Here is a 16,226-nt window from a genome sequence, read left to right as displayed (position 1 = left end):
CCGTCAAGCCGCCAAGTCGAGATAGGGCGCTCGGAACGACTCGTCGAGATCGAGATAGGCGGCTCCGAGGCGGCGGGCGATGCTTTCGAGAGCCTCCATGTCATGGTGGTTGGGCATCCTCACTCTCCCCAGCCGCAGACCGCCGGCCAGAACCTCCCCATGCGCAGGCTCATCAGTCCAGTCGCGGATTCGGCTCATGGCCGTGTCGGCATTCCATTCGCCCAGTTCAACCAGAAGCTCGTCCACGCCGTCGGCGGTTTTCTGTTCCGAAAGCCAGGCCGTCGCCCACCGGCGGAAAGGTAGCTCATCGGAAAAGAGGTGCAACGCCGACTTGCGCTCTGCAAGAGCGTCCTCGTGCCTCCGGCGAGCAGACAGGACGTCGAGTTCCAGCGCAGCCGACCGCCAGGTACGAGGCAGCATGCGCTCCAAAACGAAGGAGCCCACCTCGTCAAGGCCGTGGCAGTTCCACCAGCCTCTCATATCAGCCTCGCCAAGGCGCGCCACACCGAGCACGAGCCGAACTGTACGACCGACGCCGTTGGCGGTAGATCTCCCGGTTATCCCAAACCCCTCAGCAGCACATCAGATTATTGCAGATTGCCGCCATCGACTCCCTATCGAAGCGGTTGACTCATTGCCCCGAGTTCGGCACAACCCAGGTCCCCTAGGCATGATAAAGGACGATGCACGTGCCGCATAAAGGATGATGCACGTTCCCCACTCCCGAGGGTGCCGACATAGGCCCAAGGTTGTGACCACCGGCATCTGATGCGCGCGCATCCGGGGCGCCGGTGCCGTGATAGTTGCTCCTTCAGTGCTTGAATGAGGGATAAGGCAGGAGGAGCCGACCATGACCATCGATTACGCCAGGTTCGTCGACCCGCTTTACACCATTACCGAGGCGGCCGACATCGTGAAGGTTCCTCCTACCACGCTGACCACATGGGCGCGAGGCTACGTGAGGCGACCCCCAGGCCGTCCCGAAGTGCGGGGCAGTCCGATAATCACCAGCGTGGGTGAGCCGCGGCGGAACCAGCCACTGATCCCGTTCGTCGGGCTGACCGAGGCAACGGTGCTGGCTGCTGTCCGAGGGAGCGGTGTACCCATGCAACGAATCAGGCCCGCCTTGAAGAAGCTACAGGAAGGGCTGGGCCTGCGCCACGCCCTTGCGCACAAGAGGCTGTATACGGATGGGGCCGAGTTGTTGTACGACTTCTCGGAGCGCCATCCTGATGAAGAGGCAGGTCGCGCCGCGCGACGGTTGGTGGTCATCCGCAACCGTCAGTGTGTCTTCACAGAAGCGATCGAGGAGTATCTACAAGGCTTCCAGTATTCCGAGGACGGCTATGTGGAACTTTTTCGAGTACCCGCGTATCGCCACGCGCAGGTCGTGGTGGACCCCACCCGATCATCTGGGGCACCCATCTTCGTAACGGGCGGATACCGGGTCGAGGATCTGGTTGGCCGGTTCCTTGCCGGCGAGTCAGTCGCGGAACTCAGGGAAGAGTTCGGTATTCCTACGGATCAGATAGAGGACGCTGTACGTGTCGCATCCCGAAGGGCTGCCTAAGCTCTTTCTCGATCGAAGCCTCGGCCCCATAAAGGTGCCGCGACTCCTCCGTAAGTTCGGTTTGCGCCTGGTGACGCTAAGCGAGCACTATGGCAGGCCGAGAGATCAGAAGATTCGTGATGCCGAGTGGCTCGAGCTCGCCGGCTCGAACGGTTGGATTGTCTTCACCAAGGACAAGCGCATCGGCCGGCTCCGAGACCAACGTGAAGCGATCATAGGCAACCAAGTACGGTGTTTCTACCTTGCCAACCAGAACGTTGCTGCTGAGGAGATGGTGCGTCGCTTTCTTCGGAACCTTCCTCGTATCGTTAAGGCGTGCGACCATCCAGGTCCGTTTCTCTATGCCGTGCACAAGACCCAGATCAGAAAGATGCCGATTCCACATCCTCCCACCGTTTTCAGTGATGGGCTGACATGACCGTCGAGGGCATCTTGGTGGTGGTGATTCTCGTCGGGATCGTGGCGCTGTTCATCTCCGAGAAGTACCCCCTGGACATCGTGGCCATGCTGGGCCTGGGAGTGCTGCTGGTGCTCGGTCTGGTGACGCTCCAGGAGGGCTTCTCCGGCTTCAGCAACCCGGCGACCCTGACCGTGGCCTGCATGTTCGTCCTGGGCGCCGGGGTGCAGAAGACGGGCGCAACCGCAGCGGTGGGACGGCTGATGGTGCGGTTCAGCCGGAACCACTACACGGCTCTGGTGGTCATCATGGTGACGATCACCATCATGTCGGCCTTCGTGAACAACACGGCTGCGGTGGCGGTGTTCATACCCCTGGTGACCCTCCTCGCCAACCGCCGGCGGCTGTCGGCGTCCAAGCTCCTGATACCCCTCTCCTACGCCTCCCAGTTCGGCGGGGTGTGCACCCTGATCGGCACCTCCACCAATCTCCTGGTCAGCTCGATCTCCGAGCAGGCCGGATACGGGTCGTTCAGGATGTTCGAGTTCACCCGGATGGGGCTCATCCTCTTCGTGGCGGGAGTTGCCTACTTCCTGATCTTCGGACGGTGGCTGTTGCCCGACCGCCAGGTGAAGGAGCTGGCGGACGCGTATCACCTGGGCGAGTACGTGACAGAGTTGAGGGTCCGGCACAATTCCCCGCTGGTGGGCCGCTCGGTGCTCGACAGCAAGCTGGGCGAGGACCACGACATAACGGTCTTGCGGGTCCTCGATGCGGGCGAGGAAGGATGGGCTCCCCTTCGCCGGGTCATCCAGCCCGAGGACGTGCTGCTCGTGCACTGTTCCCTGCCGGACCTGATCCGCCTCCGCGGCACGATGGGGCTGCGGATAGACGCTGACTTCACGTTGCGCGACGAGACCCTCCAGACCGAGGACCTGCGCCTCGTCCAAGTCCTGGTGGCGCCTGATTCGGAGCTGATAGGGCGCACACTCAAGGACTTGGACTTCCGGAGCCGCTACCGGGCGCTGGTGCTGGCGATGCAGCGCAAGGGCGAGACCATCAACGACAAGCTCAGATCGATCAAGCTCGACGTGGGCGACTCCTTGCTGGTACAGGCGCAGGAAGCGGCGATCCGGGACATGCGCGACAGCAGCGACTTCATCGTCCTCAACGAAGTACCCGGCTCGGTCCTGCGTCGTAAGGCCCCGCTGGCCATCGGGATACTGGTGGCGGTCGTGGGTCTGGCCGCCTTCGATGTCCTGCCGATCCTGGCCGCCGCCCTGCTCGGCTGCGTCGCCCTGGTGATGACCCGCATTCTCCGCCCGGAGGAGGTCTACCACGCCATCAACTGGCAGGTCATCTTCCTTCTGGCCGGGGTGCTCCCCTTGGGAATCGCCATGAACACCAGCGGAGTCGCCGGCGTCATGGCCGAGTTCGCAGTCGGATTGGTGGGTGACATGGGACCGGTGGCCGTCCTTGCGGCCATCTACCTGCTGGCTGCCCTCATGACCGAGACGATGAGCAACGCCGCGGCGGCGGTGCTACTTGCTCCGATCGCCATCTCCACCGCGGAGCAGATCGGAGTGGATCCCCAGCCGTTGCTGATGGCCATCACGTTTGCCGCCTCCACCGGGTTCTCCACGCCGGTCGGCTACCAGACCAACACCATGATCTACAACCCAGGGGGGTACAAGTACACCGACTTCCTGCGCGCCGGGATGCCGCTCAACATTCTCTTCTGGATCCTGTCCGTCATCTTCATCCCCCGCCTCTGGGCGTTCTGACAAGACCCGGCGGCGCGGCCGGACTCGCATCCGTAAGGCTCTCCACGTTCCTGCTGGAGCCGGTCGCCGGCGCGGGGCAGCGTCGACTCACAAGAGATCGGAAGGGGAAGGCGGTTGCTATTGCCCCGGTGCTGGCAGTGACCTCCAATGAGCGTTGATCTCCTCCCCGTTTGCGATCCATGCGTCCATCTCGTGGGCGAGCGTGATGGTCCGCCGCAACGTGTCGATCCGGTATGGACGGCCTGTGACCTGGGGGTGGTTGACGAGGGTGAACAGCCCACCTACCTCCCGGATCCCTTCGAGTTCGCACGACCACACGGAAACGACGTGGTCATTGGTCGTGACCGGATTGACGTGCGGTGCGGGGTAGGCATTGGGTGAGACCATCGCGAATCCCCAGTCGTCGGCTGCCCAGTGCATCGGAAGTTCGAGAAGCGAGAGGCCGTCGATGTCGTGGAAGTACGGAATGACCGAGTCCATGTAGTTCGACGTGTACTCGACGCCCCTCTCGGCGAGGATGCGGTTGGTTGCCGGGCTGATCTCGGCCACCGGCGCGCGGTGGCCGATGGGCGCTCGGCCCGACATCTCCGTGAGGATCCGGATGCTGAGTTCCACTACCTCGATCTCCTCCTCCTCGGACAGGAGGTCCGGACGCTCGTGCATGTGGCCGTGCAAGCCGAGTTCGTGTCCACCTGAGAGGATCGCTTCAACCGCACCCGGATAGCGCTCGGCCACCCACGTGGGTACGAAGAAGGTGGACGGGACTTCGAGTTCGGCCAGGACGTCGAGGATGCGGTAGACGCCGACCTTGGGGCCGTACGCGGCCTGTGACATGGTGATCGGGAGGTCGGCGTTGCGCCGGTCAACGGAGAGCAGCCACGACTCGCCGTCGAGGTCGAACGAGAAGAAGGCGGCCACAGCCTTGCCACCGGGCCATTTCGGGTCCATCCTCTCCTCCTTCACGTTGCTGACTCACGGACGCTGACGGTCAGCAAAGCGACGCGGATCCCCTGCCGGCCATGTCGCGATTCTATGCCGGGAGGCCCGGTCGCGCCTCGAAGTTGTCGAGCGGATTGGCCAGGCGTTGAACTCATGGCCATGGCGGCGCCTATCGTTTCGAGGACAGGGCAGGTTCAAGACTTGCGTCTTCAAGAGGTGCCAAGTGAGGGTCGTCGGAATCTACAACGCGGACGGCGGGATGTCGGGTGAGCTGCGTTACTCCGTGGACAAGGTCCTGGGCAGGAGCGACTGCGGATTGTGCGAACTGACCCACGGTTGGAACGCCTTCGGCAAGCGATCATGGCGCGAAGCCTGCCGGGCGAGCGCCGTGCCGATCGAGTTGATCCACCGGGACATGGCCACGGAGTTACAGCTAGCCGCGGCCGGGTCCCTACCGGCCGTGCTGGTGGGGGATGAGGGAACCTGGCGCGTGGCCGCGGACAGGAAGTTGATCGCCTCCCTGCGCAAGGATCCGGCCGGGTTCCTTGACCACCTCGAGCGAGAACTCCGCGGCGATACGGGGTAGGAGAGTCCCGATCCCGCCCTACTCGAGGATGATCACGGGTTGACCGCCAGCACTTCCGCGTGGAGGAAGGCCCAGAAGGCGTCCGGTCGGCCGGTCCAGCGCCGGAAGGCGGCGGATATCTCGACCAGTTCGGAGCGGGTCGCCAACCCGTTCCTGGTTGCGTGTTCGGCGAAGTCGCTCTCGACGATCCGCACCTCCCAGAGACCGCCCCAGGCGATGCGCTCGTCAGGCGTGGCGTAGGTCGTGGTCCGCGTCGTGACGACAGGATCGGCGAACCCCGCCCTCATGACCCAGGACAGCAGGAAGCGCCCGGCGTCGGCCTCGCCCCCGTTGGCCGAGGTCACCTGGTGATACAGCTCGCGCCACCGTGTGAGAGTCGGATCTATGGGGGAGTGGACCATCGTCCCGTAGTCGGCCTCGCGTACCGCAAGCAGGCCTCCGGGCTTGAGGACCCTCCGGGCCTCTCGCAGGGCCCGGACGGGTTCGGCCAGATGCTGGAGCAGCTGGTGGGAGTAGACCACGTCGAAGTAGCCGTCCCCCCAGGGAAGGTCATAGGCCGAACCGAGCCGGAAGGTGGCGTTGTCGATCCCTTGGTCCGTCACCAGGCTGCGACCCGCCTCCACCATCTCCTCGGAGGCGTCCAAGCCGATCACGCGCCCTGCCCGTCGAGCCAGCCCGGCGGTTATCGTCCCCGGCCCCGAACCCATGTCGAGCACCACTGTCCCGGCACGCAGGTGGGGCAGCAGGAATGCGGCGCACTCCTCGGCCGTGCGCTGCGCAAAGGTGCTGACGATGGCCTCGTGGTACCCGTGGGTATAGAGCTCGTTGTCGGGCCGCTTGATCGTTTACTCCCCGGTCAACCCTCGTCCAGAGGCTACAGATCACCCCTAGGGCTGCGACCCAGGCGTCTTCAGGGGCGTCCTGGCCCGACAAGAGCGAGGACTACGAACTTGTGGCCGAGGCCGCCTTGCTGTCGAGGAAGTCAACGACCTCTTTCAGCGTCCTGAGCGAGACACACTCCTCAACGGTGAACTCGACGTTGAACTCCCGGGAGACAAGCTTGGCCAGAGCAATGATGTCCATCGACGATACGCCGGCGTTCACAAGGCTGACTTTCGGGTCACTCGGAATGTCAAGGGCTTGGCCGTCTACCTCGATGTTGCTGTTGACGAGATTTATAAGCCGTGCTTCGGTATTACCCATTAATAATGACCTTCCCAGGCGGGTTGTCATTGGTCGGGATGACCGTAGCCGTGTGGCATATCCGTGTCAATGGGCAGGGAGCTCCTGTCAGATCCTGCGGCCTGCTCAGGAGAGTTCAAGTGCTCGCCGCGCAGACCGACGCAAGCCCTCCGGCCCGTTGAACGCGGCCGGCGGGATCAGGAGCCTTGGTCGTGTGCCGGACGGTCTATCCGTCAGGGGTGTCGAGGTCTCCCGGTCAGCGGGCGGGCGGTGCGTAGATCAGGCCGCCCTCGGTCCACCGGGCATTGATCGAACCGGCTCGGGTGATGCCCAGAGGCCCCAGGTTCCGCACATGGATCTCGTCGTAGTTGCCCACCGCGCGGATGGCCTGCGCGAAGGCGTCGGCCGGAAGACCCATCTTGGTCTGCAGCTCGTCCTCGCCCACGCCGAGCAGGCGGCCCGCCTCCGGATCGGGCGGGTCGGCCACCATCTCGTCGATGTTGGCGGAGGTGATGCCCTTCTCGTCGGCGATCACCAGCGCGTACACCGTCCAGTTGATGATGTCCGCCCACTGGCTGTCGTTCTGGCGGTACATGGGACCGAGGGGTTCCTTCGAGATCGGGGATCTCGGGAAGATGATCCATTCGCCCTCGCTGATCTCCCCGTTCGCTACGGCCGAGAAGCGCTCACCGAACAGCCGTGACCCGTCAGAGGTGATGAGGTCGCACGAACCTCCGCGGAACAGTTCCATCGCCTCGGGAGTTCCTTCGGTGGTCACCAGCTCGATCTCGGCGCCGGCAACCCGGGCGCCTTCGGTGATGTTCTTCTCGGTTGTCGTACCGGCGTTGGCGCAGACCCGGGCGCCGTCCACGTCAGCCACCGTCGATGCATCGGTGAACCCGAGTTCGGCCTTGCCCATGATCCGCTGGCCGTCGTAAAAGGTGGTGGGGCCGAAGTCGCCGCCCAGTTCCGTGTCCCTGCTCTGGGTCCAGGTGGTGGTACGGAACAGCACGTCGACCCCGCCGGCGGCCAGCACGGTGAACCGCTCGGCGGAGGTGGTGCCGACGAACTCCACGGCGTCGGCGTCGCCGAATATCGCGGCGGCTACCGCACGGCAGAAGTCGGCGTCAAAGCCGTTGTACGAGCCGTCCTCTTGGGGCTCCGCGAAACCGATCGCGCTGTCGCCAACCCCGCAACGCAAGGCGCCGCGGTTCTGAACCCGGGCCAGGGTGCCTCCGGTGGGCGGTGTTGCCACGGTCACCTCCGCGACCGTTGTCGCCACCTCTCCCGCGGACGTGGCGGCGGTCTCCGCCGGTGTCGTAGTTGCTTCGTCGCCTGTGCAAGCGACGAGCGTCAGGGCCAGCACACCAAGCAGCGCAACGACTCGCTTCATCGACATGAGGGAACCGGCTCCTTCGTGAACACCGATACCTTCGCCACAACGCTGGTCCTTCCGAACGGGAGCGCGCGTGTCAAGGCTAACCAGGCCCCCGAGGCTCGCCGAGAAGAAGGTTCGATGGCTATCTTGGAATCGTGACACCGGAGAGGACCTGCAAGCCATGAGCCTGCCCATCGCTGACGGATTGCTGGTGGTGGTCAAGGATGACTGCGAGACCTGCCATCTGGTGGTACCCGTGCTGGCTGAACTCGCCGGGCGGGAGGACGGCGTGGTGATCGTCTCCCAGGATCAAGCCCGCTTTCCCGAGGGTTTCGAGGTGGTCCACGACGGGGAGTTGGACATCTCGTGGCGTCTCGATACCGAGACGACCCCCACCGTGTACCGGATAGAGGACGGTGAGGTGGCCGACGAGCAGGCCGGGTGGTACCGCTCCGGATGGGAACGCGTGACCGGAGCGACCGGCCTGGGGGCCGGACTTCCGGAACAGCGGCCTGGATGCGGCTCGGACACGATGCTGCCCGACAACTACCAGAGGCTTCTCCGGCGCCATTCGCCCTATCCCATGTTGTCGCAGCGCATCGAACTCGGGACTGCCGAGGATCCCGTGGAGGCCGCCTTCGCCCGGGGATGGACGGACGGCCTTCCGGTCGTTCCTCCGACCGAAGAGCGGGTGGCGCGGATGCTGGAGGGCACCGATCTTCCTCCCGCCCAGGTGCTATGCACCCTCCCACCCGATCTGGCCGAGTGCACGGTGGAGAAGGTGGCTATCAACGCGGTGATGGCCGGCTGCCGGCCCGAATACCTGCCGGTGGTGCTGGCCGCGGTGAAGGCGGCGGCCGGGCGCGGTTTCAACATCCACGGGGTGTCGGCCACCACCTATTTCTCAGGGCCGGTGCTGATCGTCAACGGGCCGGTGCGGAGGCAGATCGGGATGAACCCGGGAGTCAACGTGCTCGGCCAGGGCAACCGGGCCAACCTCACCATCGGGCGGGCTCTCAACCTGGTGGTCCGCAACGTCGGCGGCGCCCGTCCCGGTGGAGTCGATCAGGCGACCTTCGGCAGCCCGAGCAAGCTCGCGTTCTGTTTCCCGGAGGACGAGGAAGGCTCTCCCTGGGAGTCTCTGGCGGTCGAACGGGGCTTCTCGCCCGAGGAGTCCACGGTTACGCTCTTCGCCGCCCACGGACCGCTCGAGGTGGTCGACCAGAAGTCCCGCACTCCCGAGTCGCTCGCCAGGACCCTGGCGCTGCAGCTGCGGATGGTCGCGCACCCGAAGCTGGCGGGAATGTCCGAAGCGATCGTCGTAGTCTCCCCCGAACATGCCCGGCTCTTTCGGCGGGCGGGTTGGACGAAGGTCCGTCTGGGCGAGGAGATCCACTCGCTGCTCACGCTCCCGACCTCGGAGATGGTGGCCGGGGCGGGCGGGGCAGCCGAGGGCATGCCGCCCTGGCTGGCGGACCGGCGGGAGGAGATTCCGAAGTTCGGCCCCGAAGGTCTGTGGTTCGTCCATGCGGGCGGGGACGCGGGAGGATTCTCGGCGATAATCTCGGGCTGGGTCGGTGGCAGGGCCGGCTCGGAGATAACCACCGTGGCGATCGACCATTAGAGGTGCTTCATGACGACACTGTTGGATCCGACCAGCGAGAGAACCACCGGGGAGCGGCCCATCAGCCCTCGTCCCGCCGACATCGCGACCGGAACGGTCGGCCTGCTGGATATCTCCAAGCCTCGTGGTGACGTGTTCATCAGGAGGCTGGACGAGTTGCTGACCGAGATGGGGGTGGCGGTGCGCCATTACCGCAAGCCCACTTTCTCGAAGCCGGCGCCGCTCGACCTGCGCCGCCAGATCGCCGCCGAATGCGGGGCGGTGATCGAAGCCCTGGCCGACTGAGGCTCCTGCGCGTCGTGCAGTGTGCACGACATAGTCGATCTGGAAGACCTGGGCGTGCCGGGCGTGTTCGTGGCCTCTGACCGCTTCGCGCAGGCGGTCGACGCACAAGGCAAGGCCCTTGGCATGCACCCCCGCCGGGTGCTCACCGACCATCCGATCCAGCAGCGTACCGACGAGGAGATGCGGGCTCTCGCCGAAGCGGCCTTTCCCGCCATCCTCGCCGCGTTGACGGCCGGGCAACGCTAGTAGCCCCGGAGCACCCGCAAAGGGATCAGGTGCTCGTACTGGTCATCAACTGCGGCAGCTCGTCGATCAAGTACAAGCTGTACGGGCCGGGGGCGGAGAACCTGCTCGCGGGCGGGATCATCGACGGTATAGGAGGGGAACGGCCGAGACACCTCCACGCCGCAGGCGACCAGGAGTTCGAAGCAGAGATAGAGGTCGGGGACTACCGGCAGGGGGTAGCCGCGATCGTCAAGGCCCTGGCCGGGTGGGGGTCACCACCGCCGATCGGCGACCCGTCCGAGATCGTCGGGGTGGGCCACCGGGTTGTGCATGGAGGTGACCGTTTCTCCGAGTCCGTGGTGATCGACCGCGCGGTCATCGAGGAGGTCGAGTCCCTGGGCGCATTGGCCCCGCTCCACAACCCGGCCAACCTGGCGGGTGTCCGGGCCGCCCGCGAGCTCCTGCCGGGAGCCCTGGGGGTGGCCGTGTTCGACACCGCCTTCTTCTCCACGCTTCCCCCGCACGCCTACCGGTACGCGGTCCCCGAGCGTTGGTGGCGGGACTTCGGGGTGAGGCGGTACGGGTTCCACGGCATCAGCCACCGGTACCTGGCGGAGCGAGCCGCCCGGTTGCTGGAGAACCCCCGGCCCAACCTGGTGACCCTCCATCTCGGCGCCGGCGCCTCGTCATGCGCGATCCGGGACGGGAAGGCGGTGGACACTTCCATGGGCATGACGCCTTTGGAGGGATTGGTGATGGGCACTCGGAGCGGCGACATCGATCCGGCGGTGGTGTTCCACCTACTGGAGGCGGGGTTGCCCGTCTCCGAAGTCCGGCGAGGTCTGCAGACAGAGGGGGGCTTGCTCGGCCTGAGCAGGATATCGTCCGACTTCCGCCGGGTTGCCCACCGCGCCCGTGCCGGCGATCGAGCCGCCGCCCTGGCCGTGGAGGCCTTCGCCCACCGGGTCCGCCGGTATCTGGGCGCCTTCCTGGTACAGGTCGCGCCATGCGACGGGGTGGTCTTCTCCGGCGGCATCGGGGAGAACAGCCATGAGGTCCGTAGTCGCATCCTGAGCGGTGTGGAGACGCTGGGCCTGGTCGTGGATCCCGCCCGCAACCGTGGCGAGGGGGAGAGGCGTATCTCCGCCGACACCGGATCCCTTGACATATGGGTGATCCCCACCGACGAGGAGTCCCTGATAGCCCGGGACACCTCCCGTCTCCTCAACGACCGCGTGTCCTGAGAGGGGTCACGCGGAGCATCGTCAGCGCTTGGAGGTTGCCTCCAAGCCGTGCGTGCGGGTCCACGCGTCGAACTCATCGAGAAACGACCGGCGTAGAGCGGGCTCGCACAGGGCGGCCGTGAAGGCGTTGCGAGCGATCCGGGCCAGGTCCGCCGGTCCGTAGCCGAATCCGGTGGACAGCAGCCGGTACTCGTCGTTCAGGGTGTTCCCGAACATAGGCGGGTCGTCGCTGTTGAGCGTGACCGTCAAGCCCATCCCGTCGAGGTGCGGGAAGGGGTGGAGAGCGAGACGCTCGCAGACCCGGGTTCTCAGGTTGCTGGTGGGACATACCTCGAGAGGTATGGCGCGGTCCAGCAACATGGCGAGGAGGTGGGGGTCCTTGATCACCCCGATGCCGTGACCGATGCGATCCGCGCCGAGCGCTTCGATCGATCCACGAACGTGACCGGCAGCCCAGGGCGCCAGCGACTCTCCGGCGTGCGGGACCCTCCCGAGGCCCTGCCGTCCGGCCTCGCGGAAGGCATGCGCGAAGGGTTCCGGCGGGCGCCCCTCTTCGTTGCCTCCGATTCCCAGGGCCACCACACCGTTCTCCTGGCCCTGGAGTGCGTAACGGAGCGTGGTGTCGGCCGGATGGGGGTCGTAGACGCCTCCCGGGCCGGAGAAACAGAAGTTCCGGGCGATGTCGAACACCCAACGCATCTCGACTCCGAAGTCCGCCCTGGCTCTGCTCCGCCCCTCTTCCAGGCCGGTGAGGATCGCGTCGATTGTCAATCCCTTGTCGAAGATGTGCGTGTGGTTGTAGGGGGAGACCGTCAGCTCGCTGTAGCGGATGTTCTGTTCCGCCATGGCGGCGCCCGCCTGGTAGGCGACCAGCGCGAAGTCATCGGGCGTCCTGATCAGGTTCTGGACGGCCGTGATCACCCGGATGAAGTCCGCGAAGTCCGTGAACTCGAACCAGTCGGCAAGCCGGTCCGGATCGGTGGTGGGCAGGGTGTGGACGAGGTCGTGGCGCCGGGCCAACTCGACAGCCGTGGCCGGTTGGACGGACCCCTCGAGGTGGATGTGCAGCTCGGCCTTTGGCATCCCCGCGATCAAGCGGTCCAGCTCGGGGGAGGCCGTTCGGTCGCTCAACCTCACGCCCGCCTAGGGAGCGGAATGCTCCGTGTCGTGCCTGACGATCGCCTCCAGCGCGATCGCGATAGCGTTCTCCCAGGCCTCCACGAGACGCTGGTTGCCGTGTTCCCCCCGGTCGTAGTCGAAGTCGGCCTCCACCAGGCTCCCGGACACGCCGCACACCATCGCCGCATGGACCCCGCGGAGCTGGGCCACCGTGAGGATGGCGGAGCTCTCCATCTCGATGTTCAGCAGACCGAGCCTCGCATGGCGCTCGATCCACTCGGGCGTCTCCGCGTAGAAGGCGTCGTCGCAGGCGCCGAGGCCGATGTGCAACCCGAAACCCGCCTCCCGCCGCCGCTCTTGCGCCGCCCCGATGAGAGCGTGCACCAGGAAGTGGTCGGCGATGGCCGGATAGGTGTCCGGTACGTAGGCTCGAGAGGTGCCGTCGTTGCGGAGCACCCCGGTGTTGATGACGATGTCTCCCGTCCTGATTCCGGGCTGGATACCTGCGGTGCTGCCCACCCTGATCAGGTGGGTGGCACCGGCGTTCACCAGCTCCTCGGCGGCGATGGAGGCGGACGGGCACCCGACACCGGTGGACATGGCGCTGACCTCGATGCCCCGGTACCTGCCGGTGATCGTCCGGAACTCCCGGCTGTCCGCCACCGGTTCGACATCGTAGAGATGGGTCGCGATCCGATCGACCCGGGCCGGATCCCCCGGCAGGAGCACGTAGCGGCCCACGTCCCCACGGCGGATGCGGGTGGCGTACTGCCGCGCGTCCTTGTCGATAGCCGACTTGTCGAAGGTTCCCATGGCCGTATCCGTTCAGGGGTCGTGGTCCGCTGACCAAGGCTAGTGAGAGTCGGGCTTGCCACCCTGCGGGTGTTGGCGCGCCGGCTACAAATCCGTCTCTTCAATACCGGCCAGCTTCATGAGGTGTCTTTGCAGACCGCGCTTGAGAGTGGTGTTTCGGTGGACCGGTACAGAGATGCGGGCATCGGAGCCGCGCTTGGTATAGATGTGGTGACTGCCCCTTATACGGGCAAGTTGCCAGCCGCGTACCTCCAGCAGCCGACATAGGCGCTTGCCGCTGACTGCCTTCATACGGCTATTTCGATAATCCTGCCCCCGTCCGGAACTGCACCGTTGTCCATCGCCACCGAGAGGCAGCCTTCGACCGCTTCGTAGATGTTGGATAGCAACTCTTCGAAGGAGTCCCCCTGGGTGGCGCATCCTGGTATGGCCGGCACTTCTGCCCAGTATCCACCCTCTTCAGCTCGATGGACGATAACCGACAGTTTCATGGGCTCTCCTACCAACCGCACCCCGGATGGTTTTCCGAATTACACGCCAGAAGAGTCTACCGAATCGTGGCTGCCTCCCCTGTGGTGCGGTGGCTCTTACGCTGGTGGAGGGTTCGCGATCACGAACCAGTTTCCCATACTCAGATTGCTCTTGGACGAGGCTGGCGTTATGACGGGTGTCGGGAAGCATCCCTACCAGTGGGGATTCCCGGCAGCTCATGGCCTCGCGGCTCGTACAATCCCAGGGGTCATGATCACACCCGAATCGGATAGCGGCGCCTCGAGCCTGACGCTGACGCACTGGGGCGCCTACGAGGTCGAAGCCTCGGGCGGCGCCATCAAGGCGGTGCGGCCGTTCCGGCACGATCCCGATCCGTCCCCCATCGGGGACTCCCTGGCCGACATCGGGCGATGCCGCGTCGGTATGCCGTCGGTCAGGGAGAGCTGGATGGAGGCCGGTCCGGGAGCCGCTACCCACCGCCGCGGCAGGGAGCGCTTCGTGGAGGTCGGCTGGGATCATGCCCTCGACCTGGTAGCCGCCGAGCTCGACCGGGTCCGGATTGAGTACGGCAACCAGGCCATCTACGCCGGTTCCTACGGCTGGGCCAGCGCCGGGCGCTTCCACCATGCCCAGAGCCAGCTTCACCGCTTCATGAACTCGATCGGCGGCTACACCGGCTCCGTCAACACCTACAGCCTGGCGGCGGCCGAGGTCATCCTTCCCCACGTGGTAGGAAGCCGCTGGTGGGCCCTAGAGAAGGTCCACACCTCGTGGGATGTGATCGCCGCTGAGACCGACCTGATGGTGGCGTTCGGGGGCATTCCGGTGAAGAACAGCCAGGTGGACTACGGGGGTGTGGGACGCCACGAGGTGAGCGGCTGGTTGCGGACGTGTGCCGAGCGGGGCGCCCGCTTCGTGAACGTGTCACCCATCGATGACGATGTCGCGGACTATGTGGATCCGGAGTGGGTCCCGATCCGGCCGGGTACCGACGTCGCGTTGATGCTGGCCCTCATCCACACCCTGATCGAGGATGACTCCTACGATCGCGACTTCGTCGGGCGGTACTGCGTGGGCTGGGAGACCCTGGCCGCCTATATCACCGGTGACACCGACGGGGTCCCCAAGGATCCGGAATGGGCCGGACCGATCACCACCGTCCCGCCCGAGCGGATCAGGTCGCTGGCCTGCGCGTTGGTAACGGGGCGCACCATGATCAACGCCAGCTGGTCCTTGCAACGGGCTCACCATGGCGAGCACGCCATCTGGGCGGCCGTCGCCCTCGCCGCCGCCATCGGGCAGATCGGCCTTCCCGGAGGCGGTTTCGGCATCGGGTACGGGGCGGTGGCGGCCCTCGGAAACGGGTTCGACAAGGCGTGGCTGCCCCGTCTGAAGCCGGGGCGGCCGGTCATCGACTCCTTCATCCCGGTAGCAAGGATCGCCGACATGCTGGCCGGGCCGGGCAAGGAGTACGAGTACGACGGCGCAACCCGCACCTACCCGCACATCCGCCTGGTCTACTGGGCGGGCGGCAACCCCTTCCACCATCACCAGGACCTGAACCGCCTGCGCGGGGCCTGGCAGCGTCCCGAGACGGTGATCGTTCATGAGCCCTTCTGGACGGCCACCGCCAGGTACGCCGACATCGTGCTGCCCACCACCACCGCCCTGGAGAGAAATGACATCGGCGGCAAGCCCAGCGATCCGTATTTCTTCGCCATGAAGAAGGTCATCGAGCCGGTGGGTGGCGCCAGGGACGACCATGACATTCTCGGCGCCCTGGCCTCCCGCCTCGGCACGGGAGATACCTTCTCGGAGGGTCGCACTGCCGACGGTTGGGTTCGGTTCATGTACGAGCAGTACCGGCGGAGCGAACCGGGGAGCCCCGCCTTCGAGGAGTTCTGGCAGGCCGGGTTCATCGACCGCGGGCTGGGGGGCGGGGAGCCGAAGCGGGTGATGCTGGAGGAGTTCCGAGAGGACCCCGACCGGTATCCGCTCCGTACCCCGTCGGGCCGGATCGAGCTCTACTCCGAGCGCATCTCCGGTTTCGGATACGACGACTGCCCGCCGCATCCGGCCTGGATGCCTCCGGGCGAATGGCTGGGCGAAGCGATCGGCGAGGCCGACTTGCACCTGATCTCCAACCAGCCCTCCACCCGGCTCCACAGCCAGCTGGACCACGGGTCGAACAGCCGTGGCGCGAAGGTCGCCGGTCTCGAACGGCTACGGATGCATCCCGATGACGCCGCCCGGCGGGGTATCGAGGACGGCGACGTGGTCCGCGTCTTCAACGACCGGGGCGCCTGCCTGGCCGGGGTGACGATCACCGACCGGATCCGGCGCCGGGTGGTCCAGCTGGCCACGGGGGCCTGGTACTCGCCGGGCGTCGGGCCCGACCTGGATGGCACCTGCCTGCACGGCAATCCCAACGTACTCACCGCCGATGTCGGAAGCTCGAGCCTGGCGCAGGGGCCCACCGCCCAGACCTGCCTGGTCCGGGTGGAACTATGGCCGGGAGCGCCTCCGGCCCATCACGCCTTCGACCCACCTGAGATCGTCGCCCTGGGAGAACGGTAGATCGAGCAGAC

17 protein-coding genes are annotated in these 16,226 nt (G+C 65.8%); 8 read left to right on the top strand and 9 right to left on the bottom strand.

All coding sequences use genetic code 11. The features are described 5' to 3' along the window. Nucleotides 1-3: 3 nt before the first annotated feature. Nucleotides 4-513 (bottom strand): BrxE family protein, encoded by a 510-nt coding sequence (locus tag OXK16_04180; GenBank protein ID MDE0375144.1) that lies wholly within the window; start codon nucleotides 511-513, stop codon nucleotides 4-6. A 337-nt stretch (nucleotides 514-850) separates the two neighbouring features. On the opposite strand from OXK16_04180, the gene OXK16_04175 reads away from it, so the two are divergent. The 3 genes from OXK16_04175 to OXK16_04165 are packed head-to-tail and all read left to right on the top strand — an operon-like array spanning nucleotide 851 to nucleotide 3,751. Next, nucleotides 851-1,570 carry a DUF433 domain-containing protein gene (locus tag OXK16_04175; protein ID MDE0375143.1) on the top strand — a complete coding sequence of 240 codons (720 nt, stop codon included), beginning with the start codon at nucleotides 851-853 and terminating at the stop codon, nucleotides 1,568-1,570. Next, nucleotides 1,545-1,988 carry a hypothetical protein gene (locus tag OXK16_04170; protein MDE0375142.1) on the top strand — a complete coding sequence of 148 codons (444 nt, stop codon included), beginning with the start codon at nucleotides 1,545-1,547 and terminating at the stop codon, nucleotides 1,986-1,988. Before OXK16_04175 ends, OXK16_04170 begins: the two co-directional genes overlap by 26 nt. Further along, entirely contained in the window at nucleotides 1,985-3,751 is a 1,767-nt protein-coding gene (locus OXK16_04165; protein ID MDE0375141.1) for an SLC13 family permease, read from the top strand. Before OXK16_04170 ends, OXK16_04165 begins: the two co-directional genes overlap by 4 nt. 117 nt (nucleotides 3,752-3,868) lie before the next feature. Here OXK16_04165 and OXK16_04160 read toward each other — a convergent pair whose 3' ends face one another. Next, entirely contained in the window at nucleotides 3,869-4,699 is an 831-nt protein-coding gene (locus OXK16_04160; protein MDE0375140.1) for a polysaccharide deacetylase family protein, read from the bottom strand. A 214-nt stretch (nucleotides 4,700-4,913) separates the two neighbouring features. On the opposite strand from OXK16_04160, the gene OXK16_04155 reads away from it, so the two are divergent. Further along, nucleotides 4,914-5,276, top strand: coding sequence for a hypothetical protein (locus tag OXK16_04155; GenBank protein ID MDE0375139.1), 363 nt, complete (start codon nucleotides 4,914-4,916; stop codon nucleotides 5,274-5,276). A gap of 32 nt (nucleotides 5,277-5,308) precedes the next feature. On the opposite strand, the gene OXK16_04150 is transcribed toward OXK16_04155, so the two are convergent. The 3 genes from OXK16_04150 to OXK16_04140 form a co-directional block, all read right to left on the bottom strand. Further along, nucleotides 5,309-6,070 (bottom strand): methyltransferase domain-containing protein, encoded by a 762-nt coding sequence (locus tag OXK16_04150; protein MDE0375138.1) that lies wholly within the window; start codon nucleotides 6,068-6,070, stop codon nucleotides 5,309-5,311. 148 nt (nucleotides 6,071-6,218) lie between these two features. Next, a complete protein-coding gene (locus OXK16_04145) occupies nucleotides 6,219-6,479 on the bottom strand; it encodes an acyl carrier protein (GenBank protein ID MDE0375137.1) in 261 nt (86 codons plus the stop codon). Nucleotides 6,480-6,714: 235 nt separating this feature from the next. Beyond that, nucleotides 6,715-7,851, bottom strand: a complete 1,137-nt coding sequence (locus tag OXK16_04140) for an amino acid ABC transporter substrate-binding protein (GenBank protein ID MDE0375136.1) — start codon at nucleotides 7,849-7,851, stop codon at nucleotides 6,715-6,717. Nucleotides 7,852-8,017: 166 nt separating this feature from the next. Here OXK16_04140 and OXK16_04135 point away from each other — a divergent pair, with 166 nt between their 5' ends. From OXK16_04135 to OXK16_04125, 3 genes are read left to right on the top strand one after another with little or no spacing between them, the layout of a single operon-like run. Next, on the top strand, nucleotides 8,018-9,460 hold the full coding sequence (locus tag OXK16_04135) for a thioredoxin family protein (protein MDE0375135.1): 1,443 nt from the start codon (nucleotides 8,018-8,020) through the stop codon (nucleotides 9,458-9,460). Between the two features lie 9 nt (nucleotides 9,461-9,469). Next, nucleotides 9,470-9,991: a UGSC family (seleno)protein gene (locus OXK16_04130; GenBank protein MDE0375134.1), complete on the top strand. Its 522-nt coding sequence runs from the start codon at nucleotides 9,470-9,472 to the stop codon at nucleotides 9,989-9,991. 29 nt (nucleotides 9,992-10,020) lie between these two features. Further along, nucleotides 10,021-11,214, top strand: a complete 1,194-nt coding sequence (locus OXK16_04125) for an acetate/propionate family kinase (GenBank protein MDE0375133.1) — start codon at nucleotides 10,021-10,023, stop codon at nucleotides 11,212-11,214. 21 nt (nucleotides 11,215-11,235) lie between these two features. Here the strand turns inward: OXK16_04125 and add are convergent, their stop codons facing one another. From add to OXK16_04105, 4 genes are all read right to left on the bottom strand, one after another. Beyond that, nucleotides 11,236-12,345 carry an adenosine deaminase gene (add, locus tag OXK16_04120; GenBank protein MDE0375132.1) on the bottom strand — a complete coding sequence of 370 codons (1,110 nt, stop codon included), beginning with the start codon at nucleotides 12,343-12,345 and terminating at the stop codon, nucleotides 11,236-11,238. Between the two features lie 12 nt (nucleotides 12,346-12,357). Further along, on the bottom strand, nucleotides 12,358-13,146 hold the full coding sequence (locus OXK16_04115; protein ID MDE0375131.1) for a nucleoside phosphorylase: 789 nt from the start codon (nucleotides 13,144-13,146) through the stop codon (nucleotides 12,358-12,360). An 84-nt stretch (nucleotides 13,147-13,230) separates the two neighbouring features. Further along, on the bottom strand, nucleotides 13,231-13,437 hold the full coding sequence (locus OXK16_04110; GenBank protein MDE0375130.1) for a type II toxin-antitoxin system HicA family toxin: 207 nt from the start codon (nucleotides 13,435-13,437) through the stop codon (nucleotides 13,231-13,233). Beyond that, nucleotides 13,434-13,637 carry a type II toxin-antitoxin system HicB family antitoxin gene (locus OXK16_04105; protein ID MDE0375129.1) on the bottom strand — a complete coding sequence of 68 codons (204 nt, stop codon included), beginning with the start codon at nucleotides 13,635-13,637 and terminating at the stop codon, nucleotides 13,434-13,436. Before OXK16_04105 ends, OXK16_04110 begins: the two co-directional genes overlap by 4 nt. Before the next feature lie 250 nt (nucleotides 13,638-13,887). On the opposite strand from OXK16_04105, the gene OXK16_04100 reads away from it, so the two are divergent. After that, entirely contained in the window at nucleotides 13,888-16,215 is a 2,328-nt protein-coding gene (locus OXK16_04100) for a molybdopterin-dependent oxidoreductase (protein ID MDE0375128.1), read from the top strand. Nucleotides 16,216-16,226: the final 11 nt, after the last annotated feature.

The sequence above is a fragment of the bacterium genome (genome assembly GCA_028821235.1).
Taxonomy (GTDB): domain Bacteria; phylum Actinomycetota; class Acidimicrobiia; order Spongiisociales; family Spongiisociaceae; genus Spongiisocius.
The sequence above is the reverse complement of the archived record's forward strand: the minus strand, read 5'-3'. Positions and strand labels throughout refer to the sequence as shown.